Source organism: Streptomyces sp. NPDC005931 (genome assembly GCF_042871235.1).
In the GTDB taxonomy this organism is placed as follows: Bacteria; Actinomycetota; Actinomycetes; order Streptomycetales; family Streptomycetaceae; genus Streptomyces.
Genome location: NZ_JBIAIG010000008.1, coordinates 283,394 through 309,568, shown reverse-complemented (window position 1 = coordinate 309,568; position 26,175 = coordinate 283,394). Strand labels below are relative to the sequence as shown.

At 71.8% G+C, this 26,175-nt stretch carries 20 protein-coding genes; 17 read left to right on the top strand and 3 right to left on the bottom strand.

Features of this window, described 5'->3' with window-relative positions:
• The first annotated feature begins 166 nt into the window (after positions 1 to 166).
• Genes ACFYOV_RS20895 through ACFYOV_RS20825 form a run of 15 tightly spaced genes read left to right on the top strand, consistent with a single transcriptional unit; the run spans position 167 to position 10,616 of the window.
• The gene (locus tag ACFYOV_RS20895; RefSeq protein ID WP_389089630.1) at positions 167 to 427 is read left to right on the top strand and encodes an acyl carrier protein; all 261 of its coding nucleotides are present in this window, start codon (positions 167 to 169) and stop codon (positions 425 to 427) included.
• Positions 428 to 451: 24 nt separating this feature from the next.
• A complete protein-coding gene (locus ACFYOV_RS20890) occupies positions 452 to 1,678 on the top strand; it encodes a beta-ketoacyl-[acyl-carrier-protein] synthase family protein (protein ID WP_389089629.1) in 1,227 nt (408 codons plus the stop codon).
• Positions 1,675 to 2,814 (top strand): beta-ketoacyl synthase N-terminal-like domain-containing protein, encoded by a 1,140-nt coding sequence (locus ACFYOV_RS20885; protein WP_389089628.1) that lies wholly within the window; start codon positions 1,675 to 1,677, stop codon positions 2,812 to 2,814. Before ACFYOV_RS20890 ends, ACFYOV_RS20885 begins: the two co-directional genes overlap by 4 nt.
• A complete protein-coding gene (locus tag ACFYOV_RS20880; RefSeq protein WP_389089626.1) occupies positions 2,811 to 3,803 on the top strand; it encodes a beta-ketoacyl synthase N-terminal-like domain-containing protein in 993 nt (330 codons plus the stop codon). Before ACFYOV_RS20885 ends, ACFYOV_RS20880 begins: the two co-directional genes overlap by 4 nt.
• The gene (locus ACFYOV_RS20875) at positions 3,800 to 4,666 is read left to right on the top strand and encodes an alpha/beta fold hydrolase (protein ID WP_389089625.1); all 867 of its coding nucleotides are present in this window, start codon (positions 3,800 to 3,802) and stop codon (positions 4,664 to 4,666) included. Before ACFYOV_RS20880 ends, ACFYOV_RS20875 begins: the two co-directional genes overlap by 4 nt.
• The gene (locus ACFYOV_RS20870; RefSeq protein WP_389089623.1) at positions 4,666 to 5,676 is read left to right on the top strand and encodes a hypothetical protein; all 1,011 of its coding nucleotides are present in this window, start codon (positions 4,666 to 4,668) and stop codon (positions 5,674 to 5,676) included. The genes ACFYOV_RS20875 and ACFYOV_RS20870 overlap by 1 nt, the downstream gene beginning before the upstream one ends.
• Positions 5,673 to 6,734: a beta-ketoacyl synthase N-terminal-like domain-containing protein gene (locus ACFYOV_RS20865; RefSeq protein ID WP_389089622.1), complete on the top strand. Its 1,062-nt coding sequence runs from the start codon at positions 5,673 to 5,675 to the stop codon at positions 6,732 to 6,734. The genes ACFYOV_RS20870 and ACFYOV_RS20865 overlap by 4 nt, the downstream gene beginning before the upstream one ends.
• A complete protein-coding gene (gene fabG, locus ACFYOV_RS20860) occupies positions 6,727 to 7,473 on the top strand; it encodes a 3-oxoacyl-ACP reductase FabG (protein WP_389089620.1) in 747 nt (248 codons plus the stop codon). The genes ACFYOV_RS20865 and fabG overlap by 8 nt, the downstream gene beginning before the upstream one ends.
• A gap of 30 nt (positions 7,474 to 7,503) precedes the next feature.
• Positions 7,504 to 8,220, top strand: coding sequence for a 2-hydroxychromene-2-carboxylate isomerase (locus tag ACFYOV_RS20855; protein WP_389089619.1), 717 nt, complete (start codon positions 7,504 to 7,506; stop codon positions 8,218 to 8,220).
• A 42-nt stretch (positions 8,221 to 8,262) separates the two neighbouring features.
• Entirely contained in the window at positions 8,263 to 8,520 is a 258-nt protein-coding gene (locus tag ACFYOV_RS20850; protein WP_389089617.1) for an acyl carrier protein, read from the top strand.
• Positions 8,517 to 8,852 (top strand): hypothetical protein, encoded by a 336-nt coding sequence (locus ACFYOV_RS20845; RefSeq protein ID WP_389089616.1) that lies wholly within the window; start codon positions 8,517 to 8,519, stop codon positions 8,850 to 8,852. Before ACFYOV_RS20850 ends, ACFYOV_RS20845 begins: the two co-directional genes overlap by 4 nt.
• Positions 8,843 to 9,268: a DsrE family protein gene (locus ACFYOV_RS20840; RefSeq protein WP_389089615.1), complete on the top strand. Its 426-nt coding sequence runs from the start codon at positions 8,843 to 8,845 to the stop codon at positions 9,266 to 9,268. The genes ACFYOV_RS20845 and ACFYOV_RS20840 overlap by 10 nt, the downstream gene beginning before the upstream one ends.
• Positions 9,269 to 9,652: a hypothetical protein gene (locus ACFYOV_RS20835; protein ID WP_389089613.1), complete on the top strand. Its 384-nt coding sequence runs from the start codon at positions 9,269 to 9,271 to the stop codon at positions 9,650 to 9,652.
• Positions 9,640 to 10,101 carry a hypothetical protein gene (locus ACFYOV_RS20830; RefSeq protein ID WP_389089612.1) on the top strand — a complete coding sequence of 154 codons (462 nt, stop codon included), beginning with the start codon at positions 9,640 to 9,642 and terminating at the stop codon, positions 10,099 to 10,101. Before ACFYOV_RS20835 ends, ACFYOV_RS20830 begins: the two co-directional genes overlap by 13 nt.
• Positions 10,098 to 10,616, top strand: a complete 519-nt coding sequence (locus ACFYOV_RS20825) for a 3-hydroxyacyl-ACP dehydratase FabZ family protein (protein ID WP_389089611.1) — start codon at positions 10,098 to 10,100, stop codon at positions 10,614 to 10,616. Before ACFYOV_RS20830 ends, ACFYOV_RS20825 begins: the two co-directional genes overlap by 4 nt.
• Here the strand turns inward: ACFYOV_RS20825 and ACFYOV_RS20820 are convergent.
• From ACFYOV_RS20820 to ACFYOV_RS20810, 3 genes are all read right to left on the bottom strand, one after another.
• Entirely contained in the window at positions 10,602 to 11,999 is a 1,398-nt protein-coding gene (locus tag ACFYOV_RS20820) for an NB-ARC domain-containing protein (protein ID WP_389089609.1), read from the bottom strand. The two genes, ACFYOV_RS20825 and ACFYOV_RS20820, sit on opposite strands and share 15 nt — an antisense overlap.
• A gap of 53 nt (positions 12,000 to 12,052) precedes the next feature.
• Positions 12,053 to 12,583: a DUF3995 domain-containing protein gene (locus tag ACFYOV_RS20815; RefSeq protein WP_389089608.1), complete on the bottom strand. Its 531-nt coding sequence runs from the start codon at positions 12,581 to 12,583 to the stop codon at positions 12,053 to 12,055.
• 178 nt (positions 12,584 to 12,761) lie between these two features.
• On the bottom strand, positions 12,762 to 24,182 hold the full coding sequence (locus tag ACFYOV_RS20810; protein ID WP_389089606.1) for an amino acid adenylation domain-containing protein: 11,421 nt from the start codon (positions 24,180 to 24,182) through the stop codon (positions 12,762 to 12,764).
• A gap of 165 nt (positions 24,183 to 24,347) precedes the next feature.
• Here ACFYOV_RS20810 and ACFYOV_RS20805 point away from each other — a divergent pair, with 165 nt between their 5' ends.
• Positions 24,348 to 24,728: a DUF6191 domain-containing protein gene (locus ACFYOV_RS20805; RefSeq protein ID WP_389089605.1), complete on the top strand. Its 381-nt coding sequence runs from the start codon at positions 24,348 to 24,350 to the stop codon at positions 24,726 to 24,728.
• A complete protein-coding gene (locus ACFYOV_RS20800; protein ID WP_389089603.1) occupies positions 24,725 to 26,029 on the top strand; it encodes a cation:proton antiporter in 1,305 nt (434 codons plus the stop codon). Before ACFYOV_RS20805 ends, ACFYOV_RS20800 begins: the two co-directional genes overlap by 4 nt.
• Positions 26,030 to 26,175 lie beyond the last annotated feature (146 nt).

Genomic DNA, 26,175 nt, shown 5'->3' with positions numbered 1-26,175 from the left:
ATAACGTGTCGTTCACGCTAGCCCACGGCCCTGGTGCGGGGCACGGGGAACGGCTGTCTCGTTTCGTCCCGTGCCGTCCACGGCCTTGCGGGACACGGCCCGCACACGTGAGATCTGAGTACTGAACCTAAGCTCCACCCGGATACCGGAGAACGAGGGCACTTCCGTGGCTATAACCACTGACGCGAATTTCGCCAAGATTAAGGAAATCGTCTGCGAGATCCTTGAGCTGGAGGAGGACGAGGTCACGACCGAGGGCCTCTTCAATGAGGAGTACGGCGCCGACTCGCTGCGGGCCATCGAGATCCTGGGCGCCCTGGAGCGCGAGTTCGGGGTCGTCATCGAACAGGCGGAGCTCGTGCGGATGACGAATCTCCAGGGCGTCTACGACGTCGTGGCCGAAACCGCCGGCTGGCCGAAGCAGTAACCCGGCACAGGGAATGAGGAGCTGATGGCGTCACCTGACAGGCGGGTGGTCCTGACCGGGCTCGGAGTGCTGTCGAGCATCGGAACCGGGGTCGGGGAGTTCACCGCCGGCCTGCGGGCCGGACGCAGCGGCGCGGGGCCGATCACCGCGTTCGACACCGCCGGCTTCGACCACTCCACCGGCTGCGGGCTCGGCGCATTCGACGCGGAGAGCTGGATCCAGCACCTTCCCGTCGACTCACTGGGCCCGGCGAGCCGGTTCTCGGTGTCGGCGGCGCGGATGGCCGTCGAGGACGCCGGGCTGGACCTCGAGACGCTGCGCGAGAGGCCCTGCGTGATCTCCATCGGCACCACCGACGGCGAGTCGCGCGACCTCGACGAACTGGTGGAGACGGAGCTGGCACACGGCCCCGCGGCCATGGACCCGGATGTCGCGGGCCGTCTCGGGGCGGCCCGGCTGTCCTCCGCCGTCGCCCTGGAGCTCGGGCTGTCGGACGTGGAGGCGGTGACCATCCCGACGGCCTGCGCCGCCGGGAACTACGCCATCGGCTACGGCTACGACACGGTTCGCTCCGGGGACGCCGACATCGCTCTCTGCGGCGGAGCGGACGCCATGTGCCGCAAGACCTTCGCCGGTTTCTACCGGCTCGGCACCATCGCCCCCGATCTGTGCCGCCCCTTCGACATCGATCGCAAGGGCATCCTCACCGGCGAGGGCGCCGGCGTACTGGTGCTGGAGGACCTGGAGTCGGCGCTCGCCCGCGGGGCCCGGATCTACGCCGAGGTGCTCGGCTACGGCCTCAACTGCGACGCCTACCACCAGGTCGCGCCGGACCGCTCCAGCGTGGCCCGGGTGATGGAGCTCGCGCTGGAGAACGCGGGGATCGAACCGCACGAGGTGGACCTCATCTCGGCGCACGGCACGGGAACCAGGGCCAACGACGTCATCGAGTCCCAGGCGATCCGGGAGATCTACGGCGACCGGCCGCCGCGCACGGTGTCGGTCAAGTCGATGCTCGGGCACACCATGGGCGCGGCCAGCGCGCTGGCCGCGATCGCCTGCGCGCTGGCGATCACCCACCGGTTCGTCCCTCCGACCATCAACCACAACCGCACCGACCCGGAGTGCCGGATCGACTGCGTTCCCAATCACGCCGTCGAGGCCGACCTGCGGATCGTGCAGAACAACGGTCTCGGCTTCGGGGGCAACAACGCGGTCGTGGTCCTGGGCCGGTACGAGGAGTCCCGTTGAGCGAGCAGGCAAGCCGGCCGATCGCCGGAACCGGCGCGGTGGCCGCCATCGGACGATCCCCGGCCGAGATCTTCGACGCCCTGTGCAGGGGCACGTCCGGCCTGCATCCGATGCGAGGCTTCGATCGTTCGTACTACGCCGGCGACCGGTTGTACGAGATCGACGACCGCGGCGCCGACGACGTCCCGGGCCGGGCCACCGCCTTCCTCCTCGAGGCGATCGCGCAGGCACTGGCCGAGGCCGGGCTGGACGAGCCGCTGGGGGACATCCCGGTCCTGGTCGGCACGGGGCTGCGGGAGCTGCGCTCGGTCGAGCTGTGGGCCCGCGGCAACGCTCCTCTGTCCGCTGGGCAGTTGCACTTCGGCACGGCGCTGCGGGAGCGCTTCGGCGCGACCATGACCCACACCCTGTCGAACGCCTGCTCCGCCTCGCTCTACGCGCTGTCCATGGGCTGCGATCTGCTGACCGCCGGCGCCGAGACGGTGGTCGTAGCCGGAGTCGACGCCATCACCGAGTCCATGGTGGGGATCGCCGACCGGCTGCAGTCGGTGGCTCCCGACACGGTGCGCCCCTTCGACCGCAAACGCATGGGCACGATCCTCGGCGAAGGCGCCTCGGCCGTGGTGCTGCGCCGCTCCGAGGAACCGGGCCGCCCCGGCCTCGGCTGGGTGCGCGGCGTCGCCGTCAACTGCGACGCCCATCACACCACCGCCCCGGATGCCGGAAGCATCGCCGCCGCGATCCGCGACGCGCACCGCCGGGCCGGCATCACACCGGAGGACGTCGGCCTGGTCATGCTGCACGGCACCGGAACCCACGCCAACGACGCCGCCGAAGCCCGCGCGCTGCGGGCGGTGTTCGGTCCAGCCCCGGAGAAGACACTGATGACGGCGATGAAGTCGATGACCGGTCACACCTCCGGGGCCTCCGGACTGCACAGTCTGATCGTCGCGCTGAGAGCCATGACGAACGGGCTGGTCCCGCCGACGCTCGGCCTGGACGAACCGATCGAGGAGGCCGAGGAGTTCCACATCGTGCGGCACACGGCCGCGCCGGCGGACCTGGCGCTGGCCCAGGTCAACGCGTTCGGCTTCGGCGGGATCAACGCAGTCGCTGTCGTGGCCGGTCGACGATGAGCCACCTTGTCACCGGTGTCGGCCTGGCCGTGCCCGGCGCGCTCGACCCCACCGACCTCACCACGCGCAACGCCTCCGGCGCGGCGCCGGTCGATCCGGCGGCCCGGATCGGCAAGAAGGGCCTGCGCTATCTGGATCAGGCGACCCGGCTCGCGCTGTGCGCCGCCCGGGACGCGCTGAACGCCGCCGGGCTGATGACCGGCGACGCGCGGCTGACCACCACAGGCGGTGCGCCGGCCGTCGCCGCCGAGCTGTTGGTGCCCGCCGAGTCCGTCGCGGTCGTCGTCAGCTCGAACTTCGGCAATCTTGACTCGGTGTGCGAGATCGCCACCACGATCGCCGCCGACGGCGGCACCAGACTCCTCAGCCCGGTGTACGCGCCGCGGCTGTCGAGCAATGTCACCGCCTCCGAGATCGCGATCAGGTTCGGGCTGCGCGGCCCGAACCTCATGGTGTGCAACGGGCCGACGTCCGGTCTCGACGCGGTGCACTGGGCCATGGTGTTGCTGTCGGGCGGGCGCGCCCGGCATGTCCTGGTGGTGGGCGCCGAGCCGGCCAACGACGTCGTCCGCCGCCTCACCGGGCACGACCGTCCGCTCGACGGCGCCGCGGCGCTGGTGCTGGATACGCCGGCGGCCGCGGCCTCCCGCGGCGCCCCGGTCCTGGCGGAACTGGGCGGCTACGTCCGCACCGGCCAACTGGCCGGCTGCCTGTCCGCGCTCGGCGGTGCCCCCGGCGTCTGGTTCGGGCCGCGGCACGCGACGGATGTCCTCGCCGACGTGCCCCGGCACGACCTCGAGGACCGCTGGGGCCCGGCCTCGGGCGCCCTGGGAGTCCTCCAGTGTGCGGCCGCGGTGGGCCACTTCGCCGCCGGCGGCCGAGGCCCGGCGTACGCGGTGGCCGGCACGGACGCCGACGACGCCGTCGCCGGGCTCGTCCTGAGCGCGCCGGGCGGCGCGGTGACCGGAGACGGGGTGGGCCACGCGTGACATCGGCATCCCCGCCCGTCGGCATCCCGCCCGTTCTGCTCCAGCAGCGCACGATCAGCGACGGAGCCGGGCCTCGGGTGCTGCTGCTGCACGGCATGGCGGACAGCAGCACCGTGTGGGCCCGGCTGTTCGCACCGCGGCGCGAGGCGCTGCGCCGAGCCGAGATCCACACGGCCGAACTGCCCTGGCGAGGCACCGGACCGCCCGACTGGGCCCACCGCGCGGAGTCCGCCTCGTGGCTCGCCGAGACGCTGGACGAGCTGGCGAGCACCGTGGGCCCGGCCGATGTCGTGGTGGCGCACTCCTTCTCCGCGATGCTGCTGCTCGACCTGGCCTGCGGTGCGACCGCGCACACCGGGCACCGGCTCAAGGGGATGGTCCTGGTGTCCCCCTTCTTCAGGCCCCGGCCCCAGGACTTCGGCTGGGACACGATGACGGGCCTGCCGGAGCAGTTCGTCCGCACGATGGAGGAAGGCATCCGGGTGGCGGCCGGTCACCGGTCGAAGCCGGAGCTGCACCGTGCCCTGGCGGAGCGGCTGTGCGAGACGATCGGCCCCTACGGCTGGTCACGGTTCTTCGAGCTGTACCTGCGCACGCCGTGGCTGCGGACCACGGAGGTGCCAACGCCCGTGCTGGTCGTATCCGGGGCCCAGGACCGGATCGCGTCGACCGCGGAGGCACGGGCCCTGGTGGCCCGGATGCCCTCGGCGACCCTGCACACCATCGAGGACGCCGGGCACTTTCCGATGGCCGAGCAGCCGGAGCGGTTCGCCGAGGTGCTCGGCGGTTTCCTGCGCCGTTTTGCAGCCATCTCCGAACCGGCCGGGGAGCGGCCCCGTTCAACGCTAGTGGAGCGAATCTGATGACTGACATCGACACCGCGGTCAAGAACGTGCTCACGGAGACCACCACCGTCTCCCTCACGCCCGGATACGAGGGCGCCAACATCGGCACGTACATCGGCTTCAAGCACGTCAACTACCTCGTCGAAAAGGCGGTGATCGAGCACTTCCGGCGGCAGGGGCTGCCGGTCGGCGGGCTGTACGAGAAGTACGGCCTGGGCTTCGACCTCACCGAGCTGGAGGCCCGGCTGCGCGGCGGTCTGTTCGTGGACGACGAGGCCGCGCTCGAGGTGAAGCCGGTGACCGGCGACGGCGACACGGCGTTCCGGTTCAAGGTGGCGATCACCGTCCCGCGCGACGGCACGCCGAAGAAGATCGTCACCGCCTCGGCGGCGGCCGTGCTGCGCCGGGACGAGGACGACCGGCGGCTGCCGGGCCGGGTACCGGCCCCCGAGGCGCTCGACCGCTTCACCGTGACCGCGCTGGGCACTCCGGAACCCGGCGAGGCGGTCCCCGCCACCGGCGGGGACCGGCTGCCGTCCGGTGGCTCGGTCGACCGGGATCCCGTGCTCGACCAGCTCCTGGCCGGCCGCAACGGCTACGGCTGGAAGTTCCGCGTCCCCTATCCGTACGTGCACTTCTTCAGCCGGATGCACATGTCGGCCTATCTCCGTCAGATGGAGGAGGCCAAGCACCGCTTCGTCGACGCCCGCGGCATCTCCATCGGGGCACAGCTGGCCGAGCGCAACTGGATTCCGGCGGTGACCCACTCCAGGATCGAGATTCTGGGCGAGGCCCTGCTCGAGGAAGAGCTGTACACCGTCTACACGGTCGAGAGCGTCTTCAAGAACCTGCTCTACACCGCACGCATGGACTGCTACGTCGTACGGGACGGCCGGCTGCTCCAGGTGGCCACGGGCGAGATCACGCACGGCTACGGCATCGTCGAGAACGGCAACGAGGCGCGGGTCGTCTCCTGGGACGACCGGATCGATCGCTGCCTCAAGGGCCTGCCCGGTGAGGGGGCGTGACGGCACCGGTCATCACCGCCTGGTCCGCGGTCTCGCCCTTCGGCCTGGGGCGGGAGGCCTTCGCGGCGGGCGTGGCGGCGGGGACGTCCGCGGTGACCCGGCTGGAGGAGTGGCCCGTCCCGCGGCAGCGGGTCGCGCCGGTACCGGGCTTCGTCGTCGAGGAGGTGCTGGGGCGCAAGGGCACCCGGTCCATGGACCGGGTCTCGGCCCTGGCCGCCGCCGCGACCGGCGAGCTGCTCGGCACGGGCAGCCGCCACCGTGAGAGGGCGGCCGGGGAGCGGGCGGCACTCGTGCTCGGGACCACCGCGGGGAGCAGCACGAGCATGATGGACATCACCCGCGACACGCACACCCGGGCGAGGCCGTTCCACATCGACACGCCCCGGATCCCCAACGCCATCATGAACAGCTCCGCCGCGCAGTGCGCCATCCGGCACAACCTCAAGGGGCCCAACACGACCGTCGCGGGCGGCAGAGCAGCCGGGCTGTTCGCGCTGCGCTACGCCCTGCGGCTGCTCCGTTCCGGCCGCGCGCGCACGGTGCTGTGCGGTGGTGCGGAGGAGCTCACCCCGGACCGCGGCCGGCTGAGACACCTGGCCGACGGTCCGAACCGGTCGACCGCGCTCGGCGAGGGCTGCTCGCTGCTGCTGCTGGAACCCGCCGCGCCGGCGGGTGAGCAGGTGCTCGCCGAGGTCCTCGGCGTCACCCTCGGGGTGTTCCGCGACGGTGAGCAGGACGCGGCGCTGGCGAAGTGTCTCTCCAGCGCCCTGGCCCGGGCCGGAGCCACGGAAGCGGACCTGTGGGCCGTGTCCCCCGCGGTCGGACAGGGCGAGGTCCGCCTCGACGGGCACGCACCGCTGACGCTGCCCGGGGAGGAGGCCTGGGGAGACGCCGGAGCCGCGGCGGCCCCGTTCCAGATCGGGTCGGTGCTGGCCGCGGCCGAACAGGATCCGGCCGCCCGCGGGCGACTCGCCGCGGTGCTGTCCGCCGACCCCGACAACGTGCTCGGCTGTGCTGTTTTGCGCATCCCGGAGGAACCAGGGAGTACCCATGTCTGAGACTTCGTCACCGGTCGCTCTGGTGAGCGGCGGGTCCCGCGGCATCGGCCGAGCCGTCGTGCGCCGCCTGGCCCAGGACGGCTACGACGTCGCGTTCTGCTACGTCAGCGGTGAGGAGCCGGCCCGGGAGCTGGAGAAGGAGGTCGCCGAGCTGGGCGGGCGAGCGGTCGCCACCCGGGTCGACGTGGCGGACGCCGACGCCGTGCGGGCGTGGGTGCGCGGCACGGAGCACGATCTCGGGCCGATCGGCGCCGTGGTGACCTCCGCGGGAGTGACCAGAGACAGCGCGCTGGTGCTGATGGCGGACGAGGACTGGCGCACCGTCCTCGACATCAACCTCGACGGCATGTTCAACGTCTGCCGCGCGGCGATCTTCGAGATGATGAAGCGCCGGTCAGGGGTGATCGCCAATCTGTCCTCGGTCGCCGGCGTGCAGGGCCACGCCCGGCAGACCAACTACGCGGCCGCCAAGGCCGGGACGATCGGTTTCACCCGGTCGCTGGCCAAGGAGGTCGGCCCGTACGGCATCCGCGCGAACGTGGTCGCCCCCGGGTTCATCGACACCGACATGACCGCGGCACTCCCGGCAGCAGCCGTCAAGGAGGCCGTCGAGCGGACGGCGCTGCGCCGGACGGGCCGGGCCGAGGAGGTGGCGGACCTGGTGTCGTTCCTGGTCTCGCCCCACGCGGCCTTCATCACCGGCACGGTACTGGAGATCGACGGCGGCATCTCGCTGTGAGCGCCCCGCCGGAAAGGAGGCCGTGAGGACATGGCCAGGAAACCACCCCGCTGGTACTTCTCGCTGCGCAGCCCGTACTCGTGGTTCGCGTATCGCGACCTGATCGACCGCTACTCCGACGTGGCGGACGCCATCGAGTGGATCCCGTTCTGGGAACCGGACGAAGAGACCCAGGCGCTGCTGGAGAAGGAAGGCGTCCAGCTGCCGATCGTGGAGATGTCCCGCGCGAAGAACTTCTACATCCTCCAGGACGCCCGCCGCCTGGCCGAGGCCCGCGGACTCACCGTGACCTGGCCGGTGGATCGCGCCCCGAACTGGGAGATCGCCCACCTCGGTTACCTGGTGGCCGAGGACGCCGGCCTGGGCCGGGAGTACGTGGCGCTGGTCTACCGCGCCCGCTGGCAGCAGAGCCGGGACATCACCGACCGGACCGTGATCGCCGAGCTCGCCGCCGAACTCGGCCTGGACCCCGCCCTGGTCGCCGGCGCCTCGGACGACCCCGAGCTCAGGCGCCGGGGCGCCGAGGCACTGATCCGCTCCTACAAGGACGGCCTGTTCGGCGTCCCCTTCTTCATCCACGGCCACGACAAGTACTTCGGCACCGACCGGTTGCGCGCCTATGTCGCGAAGGTCCGGGGCGAGCAGCCCAGACCGGACGCCGAGCTCACCTGGCTGGACGAAGCGGGCCTGGTCCCCGAGCCGATCCCGGCCGGCGGGGACGCCGGCCATGCGGGCGGCTGCGGCTGACGCCGCGACCGTCGCGGAGACGAACAACGGAAGGGAACCCCCATGACTGCTGAAACCGCCCTCGACATCGACGAGTTGTGCGAAATGATCGCCGATGTGCTGGAGGTCGACGCCGGGTCGATCACGCCGGAGATCGACTTCGTCCGCGACCTCGGCGTCGATTCTCTGCTGGCGATGGAGCTGGCCGTCACCTTGGAGCGCCACTACCGGGTCAAGATCGAGTCGCATGAGATCGGGGACGTGCGGACCCTGCCGGACATCTCCGCGCTGCTGGCCCGGAAGCTGCGGAAGCCGGCGTGACCCAGGACCACCCGGCCGAGCGGTACCTGCTCGTCGCCACCCAGTCCGGCGCGACCGCGGAGCGGTTCCTGGCCGACGCCGCCGCACTGGCCGACGCCGGTGAGCGGGTGCGCCTGTTCCTCGCCGCAGACGCTGTCGCGCTCGGGATCGCCGGGGCAAGCCCCGCACTGCCGCGCTTCCTCGGAGCCGGCGGGCAGGTCTGGGCCGATGAGTTCACCCTCGTCCACCGGGCCTTGCACGCCGCGCCGCTGACGCCCGGCGTGCGGACCACCGGCATGGGCGACGTGGCCGACTGGCTGCTGGAGCCCGGTACCCGGGTGGTGTGGCACTGACCATGGCCGCACCCGTCGAACGCCGCATGTGGGACGTGCTGGTCGTCCTCACCGCACCACCCCACACGACCGACACCCTGACCACCGTGCTCCGGCTGGCCCAGGCCGTACTGGACCGGGAGCACACCATCCGGGTCTGGGCGTGCGGGTACAACACGATGCTGACGCAGGCCTCGTTGGGCGAGACCAAACCCGCCGACCTGCGCGACCCGAAGACGCCGGCTCCGACGGCCGGCGCACTGATCCGGGGCCTGCTCACCACGTACAAGGGCCGGTTCAGCTGGATCGTCTGCACGGCGTGCAGCGCGGAGCGGGGCGCCCGGAACCACATCGCCGAGGTCCGGCTGCGCTCCGACGCCCGGCTGGCGGCGACGATCTCCGCCGCCCGCCGGACCGTCTACATCGGAGGTGCGTAGATGGCCTACCTGGTCATCATCGACCGCGGTTATCGCGGCAGCGCCGAGGCACAGTTCTTCGACGCGCTCTACGGCGTCGAGATGCTCGGCGACCAGCTCGGCGGGATGGACGTGGTGCTGCGGGGAACGAGCGTGACCGCCGCGCTGGACGGCGCCGCTCCGCCGCCCGCGCTTCGGGTGGGACCGACGGTGCTGAACACCCTCGCGGATCCCCGCCGATCCGTTCGCGCGCTGGTGGACAAGGGAGCGGCGGTCTACGTCGACGAGCCGGGCCTTGCGGCCTTCGGCCTGGAGGCTGCCCCCCTGATTCCCGGTGTCACCCGGGTGGACTCCGCACGCATGACCGCCCGCTGGGGCGATTACGCCGGCGTGTGGTTCCTGTGAGTGGGCGGCGGCACTACGCCCGGCCGGTCGACGGCGCCGACCGGATCTCGTCCCGCGCCGAGGCGGACGAGCTGCTGATCGAGGCGGTGAAGGTGGTGCGGTCCACCGATCCCTATCTCGGGGGGCACTTCCCGGGGGTCACCCTCTATCCGGCGATCTTCCTGCTCGACGGCATCCGGCAGGCGGTCGGTTCCGAGCTCTCCCGCTCCCCCGCGCTCGCCGGACACCTCGGCCTTGACGGCTCGGCGCAGGAGACCTGGCTCGAACTGGGCACGCTCGACTCGGCACGGGTGCTCAGGCCGATGCTCGAGGGCGACGAACTCCGGCTGCTGATCCGGGTGTCGACGGGACGTCCGGGCGCTCTGCGGGCCGCCCTCGACTGCCGTCGCGCCGACGACACCCAGGTCGCGAAGATGACCGTCGAACTCGTCCGGGGAGGGACCTCATGAACTCCGGGTACGCGCAGTTGCTCGCGCTCCTCCCGGTCCGGCACCCGATGGTGCTGGTGGACCGGGTCGTCGGCTTCGAGCACCGCCGCACCATCGAGACCGCCAAGGCGGTGACCGGCAGCGAGCCGTGCTACCAGGGCATGGCCGACGACCTCCCGGCCGAGCGGTACGCCTATCCCCGGTCCATGGTTCTCGAATCGTTCGGGCAGTCCGCGGCGCTGCTCTGGCTCGGCAGCCCCGGCGGCGGCCCGAACGCCGCCGGGGACGGCCTGCCGATGGTCGGCCGGCTGCGGAACTGCGAGTTCACCGGTTCCGCGTTCCCCGGCGACGTGATCCGGCACCGCGTGCATGTCGAACGGCTGCTGGACGACGGCGCGTTCATGACCGGCGAGAGCCGGGTCGGTGACCAGGTGATCCTGACCGTCGGATCCCTGATCGCCGTCGCCCGCCCGTCGGCCGTGGTCGCCGGTACGGCGTCCGCTGTCCCGGCGCCGACCGCTTCACGCGGCCGCTAGTGTGCGGGGCTCGCAGGCCGCCGCATGCTCCTTCGCCTTGGTCCGCGCGAACACCTGCAGTATGCGATGCATGGTGAACCTGCGCCGGCCGACCTCCGCCACGAGGTGCTCGGACTCCAGCACCCTGGTCAGCCGGTCGGCCTCGGCGAGCGGTATCCCGGCGAGCGCCGCCCCCCTCTCGAGCGTGAACCCGGCGTCGTCGACGAGACCGATCTCCCGGAAGTACCGTTTCGCCTCAAGACCGAGTCGGCGATAGGAGAACTCCAGTTCGGCACGGATGCCGCCGCGGTCGCCGTCGAGCGCCAGGGCGAGCAACTGACTGTCATCGCGCATGCTGCGCACGAAGTGTGCGAAGCCCTGTCCGGGGCGGTCGGCGAACCTCACGGCGGCCAACCGCAGCACGAGCGGCAGATACCCGCACAGCCGAGCCAGTTCCTCCAGGTCGGCACGTGCGTTCACCAGGTGCTTCGCGTCGATGACGGCGCTCAGCACCGCGCATGCCGCCTCCGGGCTGAGCACCTCCAGCGTCAGCCGGCGCGCGGCCTCCCTGGCCACCAGTCCCGACATCCGGTTGCGGCTGGTGACGACCGTCCGACAGTGCTCTCCGGTCGCCAGCAGCGGACGCACCTGGTCGGTGTCACTGGCGTTGTCGAGGACGACCAGCATTCTGCGGTGGGCGATCAGCGACCGATACAGCTCGACCCGCCGCCATGGATCCGCCGGGCAGTCGTCCTCGGGCACACCCAGGCCTCCGAGCAGCACGCCCAGGGCGTGCTCGGTGTCCAGCGGCCCGTGGGCGCTCCGCAGATCGACATACAGCTGGCCGTCCGGAAAGTCGCCGGCCATGCGGTGTGCCCACCGGATCGCGAACGCGGACTTCCCCACGCCGACCGGTCCCGACACGAGGAACACGCTGCTGTTGTGCCGCCGGACGAGCTCGTCGGCGGCCTTGAGCGCACGGCCGCGACCGGCCAGGAACCTCACGTCGAGCGGGAGGTGGCGGGGCACGATCCCCGACCTCGGCGCCTCGGCGGCCGGGCCGCCCGGGGAATCCTCCTCCTCCGCGCCTTCCCCGGCCTCTGCCGCATACAGCACTCGCCACTGGGCCAGCCAGCGTTCGGTCGCCTCCGCCACCTTCTCCGGGGGCTGGCCGCCGTACATCAGGCAGGCCGTCACGAACGCGGAGACGAACTCCGATCGCGGCAGCTTGTTTCCCCGCAGGACCGTCGAGACCGTACTCCGTGGCAGCGCGTCCACCTCGTCGCCGTTGGCTGCTCTGGTCTGTCCTCCCAACTGTTGCAGACGGCGCATGGAAGGCTGGCCGACACTCAGCCGTAGTTCCCGTAGCTGCCGCACGAAATCTGTTGCGTTGTCACTTGTCATCCGGGACATCACTCCCCCGTATCACCGGATTTTTTACGCAATGTGAAAGTGTGTCACCTGGTCAGTGAACCACTGCGGGCCTCCTCTGCCGCCCGGGCCGTCAAGTCCTGGCCGAAGCCGTGCGCGGCCAGCCCGAACAGCACACCGCCGAGGATGAACCAGGGGTTCCACAGTGCGAGCGTCCAGAACTTCTGCGCGGCACTGATCTCACCGACGGCGGACACCCCGGCGATGAGCAGCACCTCGACAAGAAGCCCCCGGGTCAGCAGCAGCGCGGCGATCCCGACGCCGAGCCACCGGAGCGCACGCCACCGGCGCCCGCGCACACCGCGCCGCCGCAGCCCGAGCGCCACCGCGGCGCCGACCAGGCAGGCCAGGCCGACACCCCAGAGACCTCCGGCAACGAACCAGGCCGGCCGCTCGGAGGCGAGGCGCTCGCCCGACGAGACGTCCAGGCCCACTTCCCCGCCGAGGGCCCAGAAGAAATGCAGACCGGCGAACGCTGTCGCCCAACCGGCCGCGAGATATCCCCACCATCGCGACGCACTGAACCGCAACTCACAACCCCCGTTTTGCAACCGCATCGGTTAAACCCCGCGACCGTACTAATTCTTTCCCAGCAGCATCGGGTGATGCAAGCGTCCTGGCGAGCACCTACTCGGGGTACGCGATCGACAACTGCCTGCTATGGGCGGGAAGTTGAACGTTACATTGAATTGCAAAGCAAACTTGGGGCCGGTCCTCCCGCCCATTCGGCGTGCCTCACCGATCGGTTGCCGAGAGCCGTGCCCGCAGGGCCGAGGCGATGTGCGGCAAGACCTTCGGTTCCGTCATCTGATTGTGTTCGCAGTCGATCTCGATCTCGGTGATCCGCCCCGTGATCAAGGGCTGCCAGCGCCGTGCGAAGTCCGGCTCATCGGGATGGGTCCGCCTCGCGGTGAAGAACAGCAGGTCGGTGTCGACCGCACGGCCGAACGGATCTTTCAGCATCGCGGTCTGCCGGCCGAGGATCTCCGGCAGTGCGGCCAGGCTGCGTTCGCCCACACCGGCCAGCGGGTGGTCGATCTCGCGAAGGAACGCGTGCACCCGGCCGTAGTCGAGCTCCTGCCCCGGCTCCTGCGGCAGTTCCAGGCCGACATAGCGCAACGCCTGGAACAGCACGTCGGTGTCCGGATCCGTGTAGTCGGGACCGGGAACCGTGGTGTCGAGCATCGCCAGCAGGCCCACCTCGTCACCCTGGTCGCGCAGCAGCCCGGCGATGGCGTGGGCCACCGCGCCGCCGGACGACCAGCCGAGCAGCTGATACGGCCCGTGCGGCTGCACCGCGCGCATGTGCGCGAGGTAGTCGGCGGCCATCTCGTCGATCGAGGTGGCGTACCCGCCCTCCCCGTCCAGACCTCGGGCCTGGAGCGTGTAGAGCGGCTGCTCCTTGTCGAGCTGCCCCAGCAGGCCCGCGTACACCCAGCCGATCCCGGTCGCCGGATGCACGCAGAACAGCGGGGGGCGGCTGCCTTCGGTGCGCAGCGGCAGCAGGACCTGGAGCGAGTCCGCACCGGGGCGGGCCGGGCCGCTCGCGTCGAGTCGTCCGGCCAGCTCCGCCACGGTCGGCGCTTCGAACAGGGTCCGCACGGCGAGCTCGATGCCGAGCCGTTCCCGCGCCTTCGCCACGAGCCGGGTGGCGAGCAGAGAGTGCCCGCCCAGCTCGAAGAAGCTGTCGTCGATTCCCACCGTCGGCACCCCGATCACCGCGGCGAACAGGTCGCACAGCGCCTGCTCCCGGGCGTCGCGCGGTCCGCGTCCGCCGACGCGCTGTTCGGTCCCCGGCGCCGGCAGCATCCGCCGGTCCAGCTTTCCGCTGGCCGTCAGCGGCAGCCGCTCCAACGCCACGACCGCCGACGGGACCAGATGGCCCGGCAGCTCACGGCGGGCGGACTCGATCAGCTCGGCCGGCCGCACCTCGTGGCCGTCGGCGGCCACGGCATACGCGACCAGCGTGGTGTCCCCCTGCTGGTCACGCCGGGGAATCACCGCGACCTGGGCGACGCTCTCGTGCCGGGCGAGTACGGCCTCGGTCTCACCGGGCTCCGCCCGCTGACCACGGATCTTGACCTGGTCGTCGACCCGCCCGATGAACTCCAGCTGCCCGTCCGAGCGCCAGCGCACCACGTCGCCGGTGCGGTACATGCGTTCCCCGGCGCCGCCGAACGGGCAGGCGACGAAGCGTTCGGCGGTCATGCCGGGCCGTCCGAAGTAGCCCCGGGCGAGACCGGCCCCGGCGAGGTACAGCTCACCGGTGACACCGGGGGGAACGGGGTTCATACCGTCGTCCAGCACATAGGTGCGGTAGTTGGTGAGTGCCCGGCCGATCGGCGCCACTCCGGCGGCGTTGCCGTCGTCGTACCACTCGGTGGCGTAGACGCAGGCCTCCGTCGGGCCGTACAGGTTCGCGATCCGCACACCCGGGGCGGCGGCCCGCAGGTCGTGCACCAGCCGCGGCGTGACCGCCTCACCCACCAGGACGACGGTGCCGATCCGCAGCCGGCCGCCGGTGGCGAGGGCGGCCGACATCGCGGACGGCGCCGTGCAGACCAGGCTCGCCGTGGGGCGTTCCTCGTCGGCCAGAGCGAGCACGTCGCGCACCACCTCGATGCTGCCGCCGTGCAGCAGCGGAAGGATCATGTCCGACACCGACACGTCGAAGGTGGCCGAGGTGGAGGCCAGCGCGGCGGCGAACACGTCCGCGGAGAAGGCCTGTCCCGCCCACGCCGACAGATTCGCCACTGCGCGGTGCGCGACCACCACGCCCTTGGGCCGCCCGGTCGATCCGGAGGTGTAGATCACGTAGGCCGCGTCGTCGGGGCGCAGCGGCGCCGACCGGTCCGCGTCGGTGAGGTCGCCGCCCTCGAGCGCGGCGAGCGCGGTCTCGGTCACCGGGTCGTCGAGCACGATGCGCGGCAGACCGTCGGGCAGTACCTCCGCGCCTGCACGGTCCGTCACCGCCAGCACCGGGCGGGCGTCCTCGACCAGATGGCGCACCCGCTCGGCCGGATGGCCGGGGTCGATCGGCACGTACGCGGCTCCGGAGTTCAGCACCGCCCACATCGCGAGCGGCAGCCGCTCGTCCCTCGGCAGGGCGAGTGCGACCCGCTGCTCGGGGCCGCAGCCGTGGGCGACCAGCAGCCGCGCAAGCCGGTTCGCGGACGTCCGCAACGCGTCGTAGCTCAGCCGCCGGCCCCCCGCGCGCACCGCCGTGGCGGCGCCGTCGCGGGCGGCGGACGCGGCGAACAGCTCGGGCAGGGTGACCGACGGGACCGGTGCGCTGCCGCCGTTCCACTCCTGCAGGATCCGCTGCCGCTCGTCCGCCTCGAGCAGCTCCACCTGGCTGATCCGCTGCTCCGGATCGCTGGTGACGGCCTCCAGCATCAGCAGCAGGCGGTCGGCGATCGCCGCCACGGTCTCCCTGTCGAACAGATCACTGCTGTAGATCAGCGCGCCACGGGCACCGCCCTCCCGGCCGTCCGCGTGATAGCGGGCCTCCAGATGGACCGACAGGTCGAACATGGTGGCGTCGGTGCCGACTTCGAGCGCCTCGGCGGTGAGGCCGGGCAGCCGCAGCTCGGTGTCCCTGGTGTTCTGGAAGGCGAACATCACCTGGAACAGCGGGTGCCGGGCCGCGGACCGGTCCGGGTTGACCGCCTCGACCAGGTACTCGAACGGAAGGTCCTGGTGCGCGTACGCGTTGAGGTTGGCCTCCCGCACCCTGCCGATGATGTCGCGGAACGTCGGATCACCGCTGGTGTCGGTGCGCAGCACCAGCGTGTTGACGAAGAACCCGACGAGGTCGTCGAGCGCTTCGTCGGTACGGCCGGCGATGGGTGAGCCGACGGGGATGTCGGTGCCGGCCCCGAGGCGGGTCAGCAGCGCGGCGAGCGCCGTCTGGACCACCATGAACGCCGTCGCGTTGCAGTCGACGGCCAGCTTGTTGATCCGGGCGTGCAGCTCCGGCCCGTAACCGAAGGCGACACTGCCGCCCGCGTAGCTCGGGGTCTTCGGCCGCGGCCGGTCCACCGGCAGCGGCAGCTCGTCCGGAATCCCGGCCAGCGCCTTCCGCCAGTAGGCGACCTGCTCGCTGACGACGCTGTCCGGGTCGTCCGTGCGGCCCAGCAGGTCACGCTGCCACAGCGCGTAGTCCACGTACTGCACGGGCAGTTCGGTCCACTCCGGCGCCCGGCCGGCGCAGCGGTCCGCGTACGCACCGCTCAGATCGCGGGCCAGCGGGACCAGCGACCAGCCGTCACCGGCCACGTGATGGAGGACCAGCACGAGCACGTGCTCGGTCGGGGACACCGTGAGCACCCTGACCCGCAGCGGCAGGTCGGTGCGCAGATCGAAGTCCCGCTCGGCGATCTCGGCGATCGCCGCGGCCAGCTCGCCCCGGCCGGTCTCGCTCACCGCGAAGTCCGGACGCACCTCGTCCGGGGGGAGGATCCGCTGGTGCGGAACGCCGTCCGTCTCGGGGAAGATCGTGCGCAGCGTCTCGTGCCGGACGGTGACGTCGGCGACGGCGGCGGCCAGCGCCCGGTGGTCCAGTGAGCCGGTCAGCCGGGCCGCCATGGGCAGGTTGTAGGCGGCGTTCGAGCCCTCCAGACGGTTGAGGAACCACAACCGCTGCTGGGCGTGCGACAGCGGCACCCGCTCCGGGCGCGGCCCCCGCACGACCGGCTGCCGCCGGCTGCCATCGGACCGGTCGAGGATCTGCACGAGCCCGGCCACCGTCTGGGTCGCGAACAGGTCCCGGATCGCCAGATCGACCCCGAACGCGACCCGCACCAGGGAGATCAGCCGGGTCGCCATCAGGGAGTGGCCACCGAGGTCGAAGAACCCTTCGTCGATGCCCACGCCGGGCAGGCCGAGGATGTCCGCGAAGATCCGGCAGAGCGTCTCCTCGCGCTGGTTGCGCGGCCCGCGCCCGGCCTTTCGGCCCGCGTGGTCGGGGGCGGGCAGCGCCCGCCGGTCCAGCTTGCCGTTGGGGGTCAGCGGCAGTTCGTCCAGGACGACGAAGGAGGCCGGGATCAGATGCTCCGGCAGCAGGCCGCCGAGGAACTCGCGCAGCGCCGCCGGCTGGGGACGGTCCGCGCCGGCCGGGACGACATAGGCGAACAACCGCGTGTCGTCGGACGCGTCCGCGCGTGCTACGACAACGGCGTGCCCCACGCACTCGTGCCGGACCAGCGCCGCCTCGATCTCGGCGGGCTCGACCCGGAAGCCGCGCACCTTGACCTGGTCGTCGCCGCGACCGAGGAACTCCAGCTGCCCGTCGCTCCGCCAGGCCACCACGTCGCCGGTGCGGTACATCCGCTCCCCGAAGCCGCCGAACGGGCAGGCCACGAACCGCGCCGCGGTCAGGGCCGGGCGGTGCAGATAGCCGCGGGCCAGCTGAGCACCGGCGATGTACAGCTCGCCGGCGACCCCCGGCGGGACCGGGCGCAGCGTGGAGTCGAGCACGTACAGGGCGGTGTTCCACACCGGGCTGCCGATCGGCACCGACACCGCACCCGGCTCGCTCCGGTACGCCCAGGCGGTCACGTCCACCGCCGCCTCGGTCGGCCCGTACAGGTTGTGCAGGCCGGCCGCGATCGTCGCGTCGGCCCGCGCGGCCAGCTCGGCAGGCAGCGCCTCACCGCTGCTGATCAGCCGCCGCAGATCCGGCAGCTCGGCCGCGGCGGGCTCCGCGACGAACACGGCCAGCATCGACGGCACGAAGTGCGCCGTGGTGATCCGCTGTTCGCGCATCAGCCGGGCCAGGTACGCCGGGTCCTGGTGTCCACCGGGCCTCGCCACCACCAGGGTCGCGCCGTTGAGCAGCGGCCAGAAGAACTCCCAGACGGACACGTCGAATCCGGCGGGGGTCTTCTGCAGCACCCGGTCCGTGGCGTCGAGCCGGTAACGGTCCTGCATCCACGCCAGCCGGTTGACGATGCTCGCATGGGACACCACCACGCCCTTGGGCGCTCCCGTGGACCCGGAGGTGTAGATCACGTACGCGGGATGCTCCGGAAGGACGGTCCCCGGGTCGGCCGCGAACGCCTCACCCGCGGGCACCTCGTCGAAGACCGGGTGGTCCTCGGTGAGCACGAGCGCGGGCCGGGCGTCGTCGAGCAGGTACTGGATGCGCTCGGCGGGATACCCGGGATCGACCGGCAGGTAGGCGGCGCCGGTCCTGAGGACCGCCAGCAGGGTGACGACCAGGTTCTCGGAGCGCGGCAGCAGCACCGCGACACAGCTCTCCGGTGCGGCACCGCGCTCGGCGAGCAGCCGTGCGAGCCGGCCCGCACGCAGATCCAGCTCCGCGTAGGTCAGCTCGGTGTCCTCGAACACCACCGCCGTGCGGTCGGGGGTGCGCGCCGCCTGCTGGGCGAAAAGCTCGGGCAGAGTGGCGCGCGGCACCTCGTGAGCGGTGGCGTTCCAGTCCCGTACGACCTGTTCGTGCTCGGCTCGGTCGAGCAGCTCGGCTTCGCCTATCCGCTGCCCGGGGTCGGCGGCCATCGCGGCGAGCAGCCGCGCCAGACGATCCGTCAGCCGCTCGACGTCCGCAGCGTCGAACAGGTCGGTCGAGTACTCGACCATGCCTTCCAGGCCGCCCGGGGATCCGTCCTCGGTGACGGTCTCGCGCAGATGGACGGCGAGGTCGAACTTGTTCTGCACGATCCGCTCGACCGGTTCGGCGCGGACGGTCAGGCCGGGGAACTCCGGCTGCGGCGGGGCCTCGTGCAGTGACAGCAGGACCTGGAACAGGGGCAGTCGGCCCGCCGAGCGGTCCGGGTTGAGGATCTCGACGAGCCGCTCGATCGGCACGTCCTGGTTCGCGTACGCGCTGAGATTGGTCTCGCTGATCCGGCCGAGCAGCTCGTGCCAGGTGGGATTGCCGCCCGTGTCGGTGCGCAGCACCAACGTGTTGAGGAAGTCGCCGATGAGGTCGTCGAGTGCCGGGTCGGTCCGTCCGGCGACCGGCGTGCCGAGGGGGATGTCGGTGCCGCAGCCGAGCCGTGTGAGCAGGGCGGCGAGCCCGGCCTGACTGACCATGTACAGGCTCGTACCGGAAGCGGCGGCCAGGGCGGCCATGCGCCGGTGAGTCGTCGGATCGATCCGGAACGACAGTGTGGCCCCGTGATACTCGCTGCCGGCGCCGCGCGGCCGGCTGCCGGGCAGCCGCAGGTCCTCGGGCAGGTCGGCCAGTGCTGCACGCCAGAACGAGATCTGGCGGCTGATCAGGCTGTCCGGATCGTCCTCGCGGCCCAGCAGCTCTCGCTGCCACAGCGCGTAGTCCGCGTACTGCACGGGCAGCGGTGCCCACCGCGGCCCGCGGCCGGCGCGGTGGGCGGCGTAGGCGTGGGTGAGGTCACGGGTCAGCGGCCCCATGGACCAGCCGTCCCCGGCGATGTGGTGCAGCATCAGGACCAGCACGTGGTCTTCTGCCGACAGCGCGAACAGATGGGCCCGCAGGGGGAGTTCTTCTGCCAGGTCGAAGACGTGACCGCAGGCGCCGGCGATCCGCGCGGCCAGTTCCGCCTCGGTGGTCTCGACGACCTCCAGCTCGACCACGGCGTGTTCCGGGGGGACGATGTACTGGTACGGGGTGCCGTCGACGTCCGGGTAGCGGGTGCGCAGCGATTCGTGCCGGTCCGACACGTCCTGAAGTGCGGCGGCGAGCGCCGCGCGGTCCAGTGCGCCCGTGAGCCGCACCGCGATCGGCATGTTGTACGTGGCGCTCCCGTCCTCCAGCCGGCTGAGGAACCACAGCCGCTGCTGAGCGGGCGACAGTGGTGTGCGCTCCGGACGCCGCTGCCGCACGATCGGCGGCCGCCGAGTGGCTTCGGCCCTGTCCAGGACGGCACCGAGCTCGGCCACCGTCGGCGCCAGGAACAGGTCCCGGATGGCCAGGTCGACGCCCAGGGCGGCCCGTATCCGGGAGACCAGCCGGGTCGCCAGCAGCGAGTGGCCGCCCAGGTGGAAGAACCCGTCGTCGATGCCGACCCGGGGGAGGCCGAGCACCTCGGCGAAGATCCGGCACAGGGTGGCCTCGCGGTCGTCGCGCGGGCCCCGGCCGGAGGTCTGTCCGAGCATCGCCGGCGCCGGCAGCGCCCGCCGGTCCAGCTTGCCGTTCGGGGTCAGCGGCATCCGGTCCAGCACGACGAACGCAGTGGGCACCAGGTAGTCCGGCACCGCGCGCCGCAGGTGCTCGCGCACCGACTCGACCAGCGCGTCCGAGGCCAGCACGGCGGCCGGGGCGTTGGTGTGGGCGGCCCCGCCGGCGGCCGGCGGCCCACCGGGGCGGTATCCGACCTGCACCGTCCCGGGTGCGCTGAACACCACGTCCAGAGTGCCGCCCGAGCGGTCGCCGCCGGCCCAGGTCACCGTGGTCCGGTAACCGGCCTCGTCGCCCAGGGCGGTGAACTCGGCCGGCTCCGGGAGTTCGGACGCGTCGTCCGTCAGGGCGGCCAGCGCGGCCGCCAGGTCCTCGGTCTCGAGCGCCCGCACGGCCGCCAGCTCGCCGGCGATCCTGCGGTTGGGGACGCCGGTGACCCGCAGCCCGTCCGGCCGGGCCGCCAGCGCCGTGCGCAGCGCGTCCGTGTCGGCGGCGTCCCGCCCCCAGACAAGCTCCCGTACGGCGACCGGCTCCGGCTGCGGCGCGGTGCGCAGCGTGACGTCGTAGCGGTGGCCGGTGAGCTCGTTGTGGTCCGTGCCGGGCTTGATCGACAGGTCGGCGGCGGCAGCCAGGCCGCTGAAGTAGTCCGGGTCCACGAGCAGTTCCGTCTCCCGCGCCAGGGCGAGGTCGACCGTCTTGCGCACCTCGGCGACGTCCCGGACCGCGGCGTCGGTCGCGAGCAGTTCGACGGAGGCGCGCAGGGCGCGGTGGAGCCGCAGGTTGCGGACGTCGCCGACGAAGACGTTCCCACCGGGGACGACCAGGTCGAGGGCCCGGGTGAGCACGTCGGTCAGATAGTCGGCACTGGGGAAGTACTGGATGACGGAGTTCAGGACGACGGTGTCGAAGTACCCGGTGGGCAGGCCGTCGAAGACGTGCGCCGGCTGGGCCCGCAGTTCGACCCGGCCGTCCAGCTCGGGCCGCTCCGCGAGCTGGGCGCGGACCCGGTCGATGACGACCTCGGAGATGTCGGTGCCCCAGTAGGCCTCGCACTCCGGCGCCAGTGGCGCGAGGAGCAGGCCGCTGCCCACGCCGATCTCCAGCACCCGTCGGGGACCCAGCTCCCGCACCCGTTCCACGGTGGCGTCCCGCCACCGCCGCATCTCCGTGAGGGGGATCGGCTGCCCTGTGTAGCTGCTGTTCCAGCCGGAGAAGTCCTCGCCCAGCCCGCCGGACAGGCCCTCGTGGTGGGCGTCGTAGGTGGCCTGCCAGTTGCCGAGCTGCTGCCGCTCCGCCGCCTGGTCGCGGTCGGCGTCGTCCCCCTCCGGGACGAGGTACGCGGCGAGCTGCCGGTCCCCGGGACGGTCCTCCCGCGCCAGCACAGCGGCCTGCCGCACTCCGGGATGCCGCACCAGTACGGACTCCACCTCACCCGGCTCGATCCGGAAGCCACGGATCTTCACCTGGGCGTCGGCCCGGCCGACGTAGTCGACCTGCCCGTCGGCCCGCAGGCGCGCGAGGTCCCCAGTGCGGTACATCCGCTCCCCGGAACCGCCGAACGGGCAGGCCACGAACCGCTCCGCGGTGAGCCCCGGCCGGCGCAGGTAGCCGGCGGCCAGGCTCGCACCCGCGACGTACAGCTCGCCCACCACACCCGTCGGCAGCGGGCGCAGGGCCTCGTCCAGCACGTAGACCCGGGTGTTGTCGACCGGCCTGCCGATCGGGGGGCCGACCGGGCCGGACAGCTCCTCGCTCATGGTCGCGATGACGGTCGTCTCGGTCGGACCGTAGGCGTTGAACATCCGGTTGCCCGGTGCCCACCGCTCCACGAGTGCGCCGGGGCACGCCTCGCCCGCCACCGACACGGTCACACCGGCCGGCAGGACGCCCGAGGGCATCGCCGCGAGCACGGACGGCGGCATGGTGAAGTGCGTGAGGCGCTGGTCACGGATGAACTCGGCGAGCTCCTGGCCTGGCATGAGCCGTTCGGACGACCGCAGGAACAGCGTGCCGCCGTTCAGCAGCGCCATGCAGCAGTCCCAGAACGCGACGTCGAAGCTGGGCGAGGAGAACTGCAGCACCCGGCTGTCGGGCCCCGCGCCCAGGCGCTCGCGCTGGCTGCGGGCCATGCTGGCCACACCGCTGTCCGTCACGACCACGCCCTTGGGCCGCCCGGTGGACCCCGAGGTGTAGATCACGTAGAGCGGGCTGTCGAGCGTCCGGCTCGACGGCGGGTCGTCCCCGCCGTACCGGGCCAGTTCGGCGCCGGTGCCCTCGTCGTCCAGTGTCAGCAGCGGGCTGTCGGCCGGCAACCGCCCGGCCAGCGCCTCGGTCGTCACCGTCAGCACCGGGCGGGAGTCGGCCATCATGAACGCGATGCGCTCTGCCGGGTAGCCGGGGTCGACCGGCACATAGGCGGCCCCGGCCTTGGCCACCGCGAGCATGGCCGTCACCAACTCCGCCGACCGCGGCAGAGCCAGCGCCACCAGCTGCCCCGGGCCCGCACCGCGCTCGGTGAGCAGCCGGGCCAGGCGGTTGGCGGCGGTGTTGAGCTCGCCGTAGGTCAGGGTGGCCGACTCGGTGACCAGCGCGACGGCGTCCGGGGCCGCGGCGGCCCGAGACTGGAACAGCGCCGCGAACCCGGCCGCGGGAACCTCGCGCTCGGTCCGGTTCCAGGTGTCGAGGATCCGCTGCCGCTCGCCGGGCAGCAGCACGTCCAGGGCGTCGACCCGCTGGTCGGGGTCGGCGGTCATCGCCTCGAGGACGAGGGTCAGGCGAGCGCCCAGCTGCTGAGCGGTCCGGTGGTCGAACAGGTCGGTGGCGTACTCGATCGTGCCGCCGAGACCCGCGGGCCGGCCGTCGCCGTCGAACTGCTCACCCATGCTGAACGCCAAGTCGAACTTGGAGGTGTCGGTGTACAGCTGCTCGCCCTCCACGACCAGCCCCGGCAGCCGCAGCTGCGGCAACGTGTTGTTCTGGAACGCCAGCATCACCTGGAACAGCGGATGCCGGCCCAGGGACCGGTCCGGCCGGAGGATCTCGACGAGCCGCTCGAACGGCAGCTCCTGGTTCGCATACGCCCCCAGAGCCGTCTCCCTGGACCGTGCGACGAGTTCGCGGAACGAGGGGTCGCCGGAGGTGTCGAGGCGCATCACCAGGGTGTTGACGAAGAAGCCGACCAGCTCGTCCAGCCCTTCCTCGGTACGGCCGGCGATGGGCGAACCGAGGGGGATGTCCGAGCCGGCGCCCATGCGGCTCAGCAGTGCGGCCAGTCCCGCCTGCACCACCATGTACAGGCTGGCGTCCGACCCCGCGGCCAGCTCGGACAGCCTCCGGTGCAGCTGAGCACTCACCTGGAACGGCACGTTGCCGCCCCGGTTGCCGGGCGTGGCCGGGCGCTGCCGGTCCACCGGCAGCCGCAGCTCGTCGGGCAGCCCGGCCAGCGTCTTGCGCCAGTACTCGATCTGCTCGCTGATCAGCGATTCCGGGTCGTCCTCGCCGGCGAGCAGCTCCTGCTGCCACAGGGTGTAGTCCGCGTACTGGACCGGCAGCTCCGGCCAATCGGGCGTCCGCCCGGTACGGCGGGCCTCGTACGCCGCGGTGAGGTCACGGGCGAGCGGGGCCATCGACCAGCCGTCCGCAGCGATGTGATGAATGACCAGGGCGAGCACATGCTCACGGTCGGACAGGGCGAACAGCCGCGCCCGGATCGGTATGTCCGTCGCCAGATCGAAGGCACGGCCTGCCAGCTCGGCGAGTTGGCCGTCCAGCTCCTCCGGCGTGACCTCGGTGACGGCCACCTCCGGGCGAGCCGAGCCCGGGTCGAGGATCCGCTGGTGAGGCACGTCGTCACGACTGACGAACACCGTGCGTAGTGGCTCATGCCGGTCGATGAGGTCCTGCAGCGCCGCGACGAGTGCGGTCCGGTCGAGCTCACCCGTCAGCCGGAGCACGGCCGGCATGTTGTAGGTGGCATTGGGCCCTTCCAACCGGTTGAGGAACCACAGTCGCTGCTGTGCGTGCGAAAGCGGGATCATCGAATCTCCTCGGGCTGCGCAGGCGCTGATCTCCCCTGGAGACTCCGCTGTGTCGACTTGCCGTGCAAGGTCCGAGACGGCACCGGACGAAACGGGACAGCGAATCCCGCTGGGACCGTCCCCAGCCGGCAGATAGCCTCGAACCTTCGACGGGAGGCTTATCCGATGACAGGTATGTGGAGCCAGGCTGTTCTCCCTGGGCTCGCGTTGCTGCTGTTCATCTGCTGCGGGTCGGAGTTGGTCCTGCGTCGCTTCTTCAAGCGCACCATCCTCTTCCGGCGCGGCGGCAGTTCACGGCGCCCCTTGACCGGCTCCGCGTTCGACGAGTTCAACCTGATCTTCAACGGCAACAAGCTGGTCGAGATCAAGCAGCAGCAGCGGCAGGAACTGCAGCGCGACGAGCAGGGTGACGGCGCCCCGCCGCGAACGCGCATCGACCTGACCAACGGCACCGCGCTCGTCGTCCTGCCCGGCGAGGACGGGGCTTCCGGTCCCCGTCCGGCCACCGACCGCCCGTCGGACGCCGAGGAGAATCCCTCCCGGTGACGCCGTCGCAGACGCTCTATCTCCTCCTGGACCTGGCTCTGATCGTCGGCCTTGCGCGCCTCCTGGGAGTGGCCGCGCGGGCGTTGGGGCAGCCGGCGGTGGTCGGCGAGATACTCGTCGGCATTCTGCTGGGGCCCACCCTGCTCGGCGCACACCTCACGGGGGTCCTCTTCCCTGCCGAGGTGCGGCCCCTGCTGAGCGCGCTCGCCGGCGTGGGCCTCGCACTGTTCATGTTCGCTGTCGGGATGGAGATCGATCTCGGCATCCTGCGCGGAGGGGGCCGGGTCACCCTGTGGGCGACCATGTTCTCGGCGCTGTTGCCGCTCGCTCTGGGTGCTGCGCTCGCGTGGATGCTGACGGACTCTCACCACCAGGGCTCGCGAGCGGGATTCGTGCTGTTCTTCGCGGTCGCGATGGCCGTGACGGCGTTCCCCGTACTCGCGAGGATCATCGCCGACCGCGGGCTGACCCGCACCCGGCTCGGCGCCACCGCCCTGACGTGTGCGGCGATCACCGATCTGCTGGCCTGGATCCTGCTGGCGGTGGCCGTGGCCGTGGCCACGGGGCAGGGCCTCGACCGGCGTCTCGCGCTGCTGGTGCCGTATGTCGCCCTGATGATCGCTGTGGTCCGCCCCCTGCTCCGCAGGGCGAGCGAGGCGAGCCGGCGCAAGAAGGCTCAGGGCACGGATTCCAGCGGCTCCGGCGAGGGCAGGAACTTCCTCGCTCTGGTGCTGGTCGGGCTCCTGCTTTCGGCAGCCTGCACCGAGTGGCTGGGCCTGCACTACATCTTCGGAGCATTCCTGTTCGGCGCCATCATGCCGAAGGGCGGCGACGGCGGCCTGCGCGACCTCGCCCTGCAGCGGATGGAGCCGCTGTGCGGGCTGCTCCTGCTGCCCGTGTATTTCGTGCTGGCAGGGCTCAAGGTCGATCTCTCGCAGCTGGACGCCGCAGACATCGGCACCCTGGCCGCCATCCTCGTGGTGGCCGTGGCCGGTAAGGTCCTCGGCGCGTACCTCGGGGCGCGTCTCGGGGGCTACGACCGTCGGCATGCGTACGCGCTCGGCGTCCTGCTGAACACCCGCGGCGTCACCGAGCTGGTCGTGCTCGGCGTGGGCCTGGAACTGGGCCTGCTGGACGGGACGCTGTACTCACTGATGGTGGTGATGGCTGTGACGACAACAGCGCTCGTCGGCCCACTGCTGCCCCGGATGCTGCCGGACGACGGGAAGAGGGGGACAACGGGAGTGCATTCCGCTCCGGTGGGCTCCTTGGAGGACCGGCCCGTGAAGCAGTCCCGGTGAGCTCTGCAGCTGGGAGCCCTTCAACCGGTCCACAAGGGGGCGCTGCGAGGTCGGCCCCGGCCCACGCAGGGCGGCCGCAGCCTGCGCAATCCGGGAGACCGTACTCGGATCCTCCTTGACCGGAAGCCCGAACCACCACGCCGCGG

Bases quoted from the DNA above. Each gene is read 5' to 3' on its own strand.
- ACFYOV_RS20890 (WP_389089629.1), top strand. From the start codon at position 452: ATGGCGTCACCTGACAGGCGGGTGGTCCTGACCGGGCTCGGAGTGCTG.
- ACFYOV_RS20880 (WP_389089626.1), top strand. From the start codon at position 2,811: ATGAGCCACCTTGTCACCGGTGTCGGCCTGGCCGTGCCCGGCGCGCTC.
- ACFYOV_RS20870 (WP_389089623.1), top strand. From the start codon at position 4,666: ATGACTGACATCGACACCGCGGTCAAGAACGTGCTCACGGAGACCACC.
- fabG (WP_389089620.1), top strand. From the start codon at position 6,727: ATGTCTGAGACTTCGTCACCGGTCGCTCTGGTGAGCGGCGGGTCCCGC.
- ACFYOV_RS20855 (WP_389089619.1), top strand. From the start codon at position 7,504: ATGGCCAGGAAACCACCCCGCTGGTACTTCTCGCTGCGCAGCCCGTAC.
- ACFYOV_RS20850 (WP_389089617.1), top strand. From the start codon at position 8,263: ATGACTGCTGAAACCGCCCTCGACATCGACGAGTTGTGCGAAATGATC.
- ACFYOV_RS20835 (WP_389089613.1), top strand. From the start codon at position 9,269: ATGGCCTACCTGGTCATCATCGACCGCGGTTATCGCGGCAGCGCCGAG.
- ACFYOV_RS20825 (WP_389089611.1), top strand. From the start codon at position 10,098: ATGAACTCCGGGTACGCGCAGTTGCTCGCGCTCCTCCCGGTCCGGCAC.
- ACFYOV_RS20820 (WP_389089609.1), bottom strand. From the start codon at position 11,999: ATGACAAGTGACAACGCAACAGATTTCGTGCGGCAGCTACGGGAACTA.
- ACFYOV_RS20815 (WP_389089608.1), bottom strand. From the start codon at position 12,583: ATGCGGTTGCAAAACGGGGGTTGTGAGTTGCGGTTCAGTGCGTCGCGA.
- ACFYOV_RS20810 (WP_389089606.1), bottom strand. From the start codon at position 24,182: ATGATCCCGCTTTCGCACGCACAGCAGCGACTGTGGTTCCTCAACCGG.
- ACFYOV_RS20805 (WP_389089605.1), top strand. From the start codon at position 24,348: ATGACAGGTATGTGGAGCCAGGCTGTTCTCCCTGGGCTCGCGTTGCTG.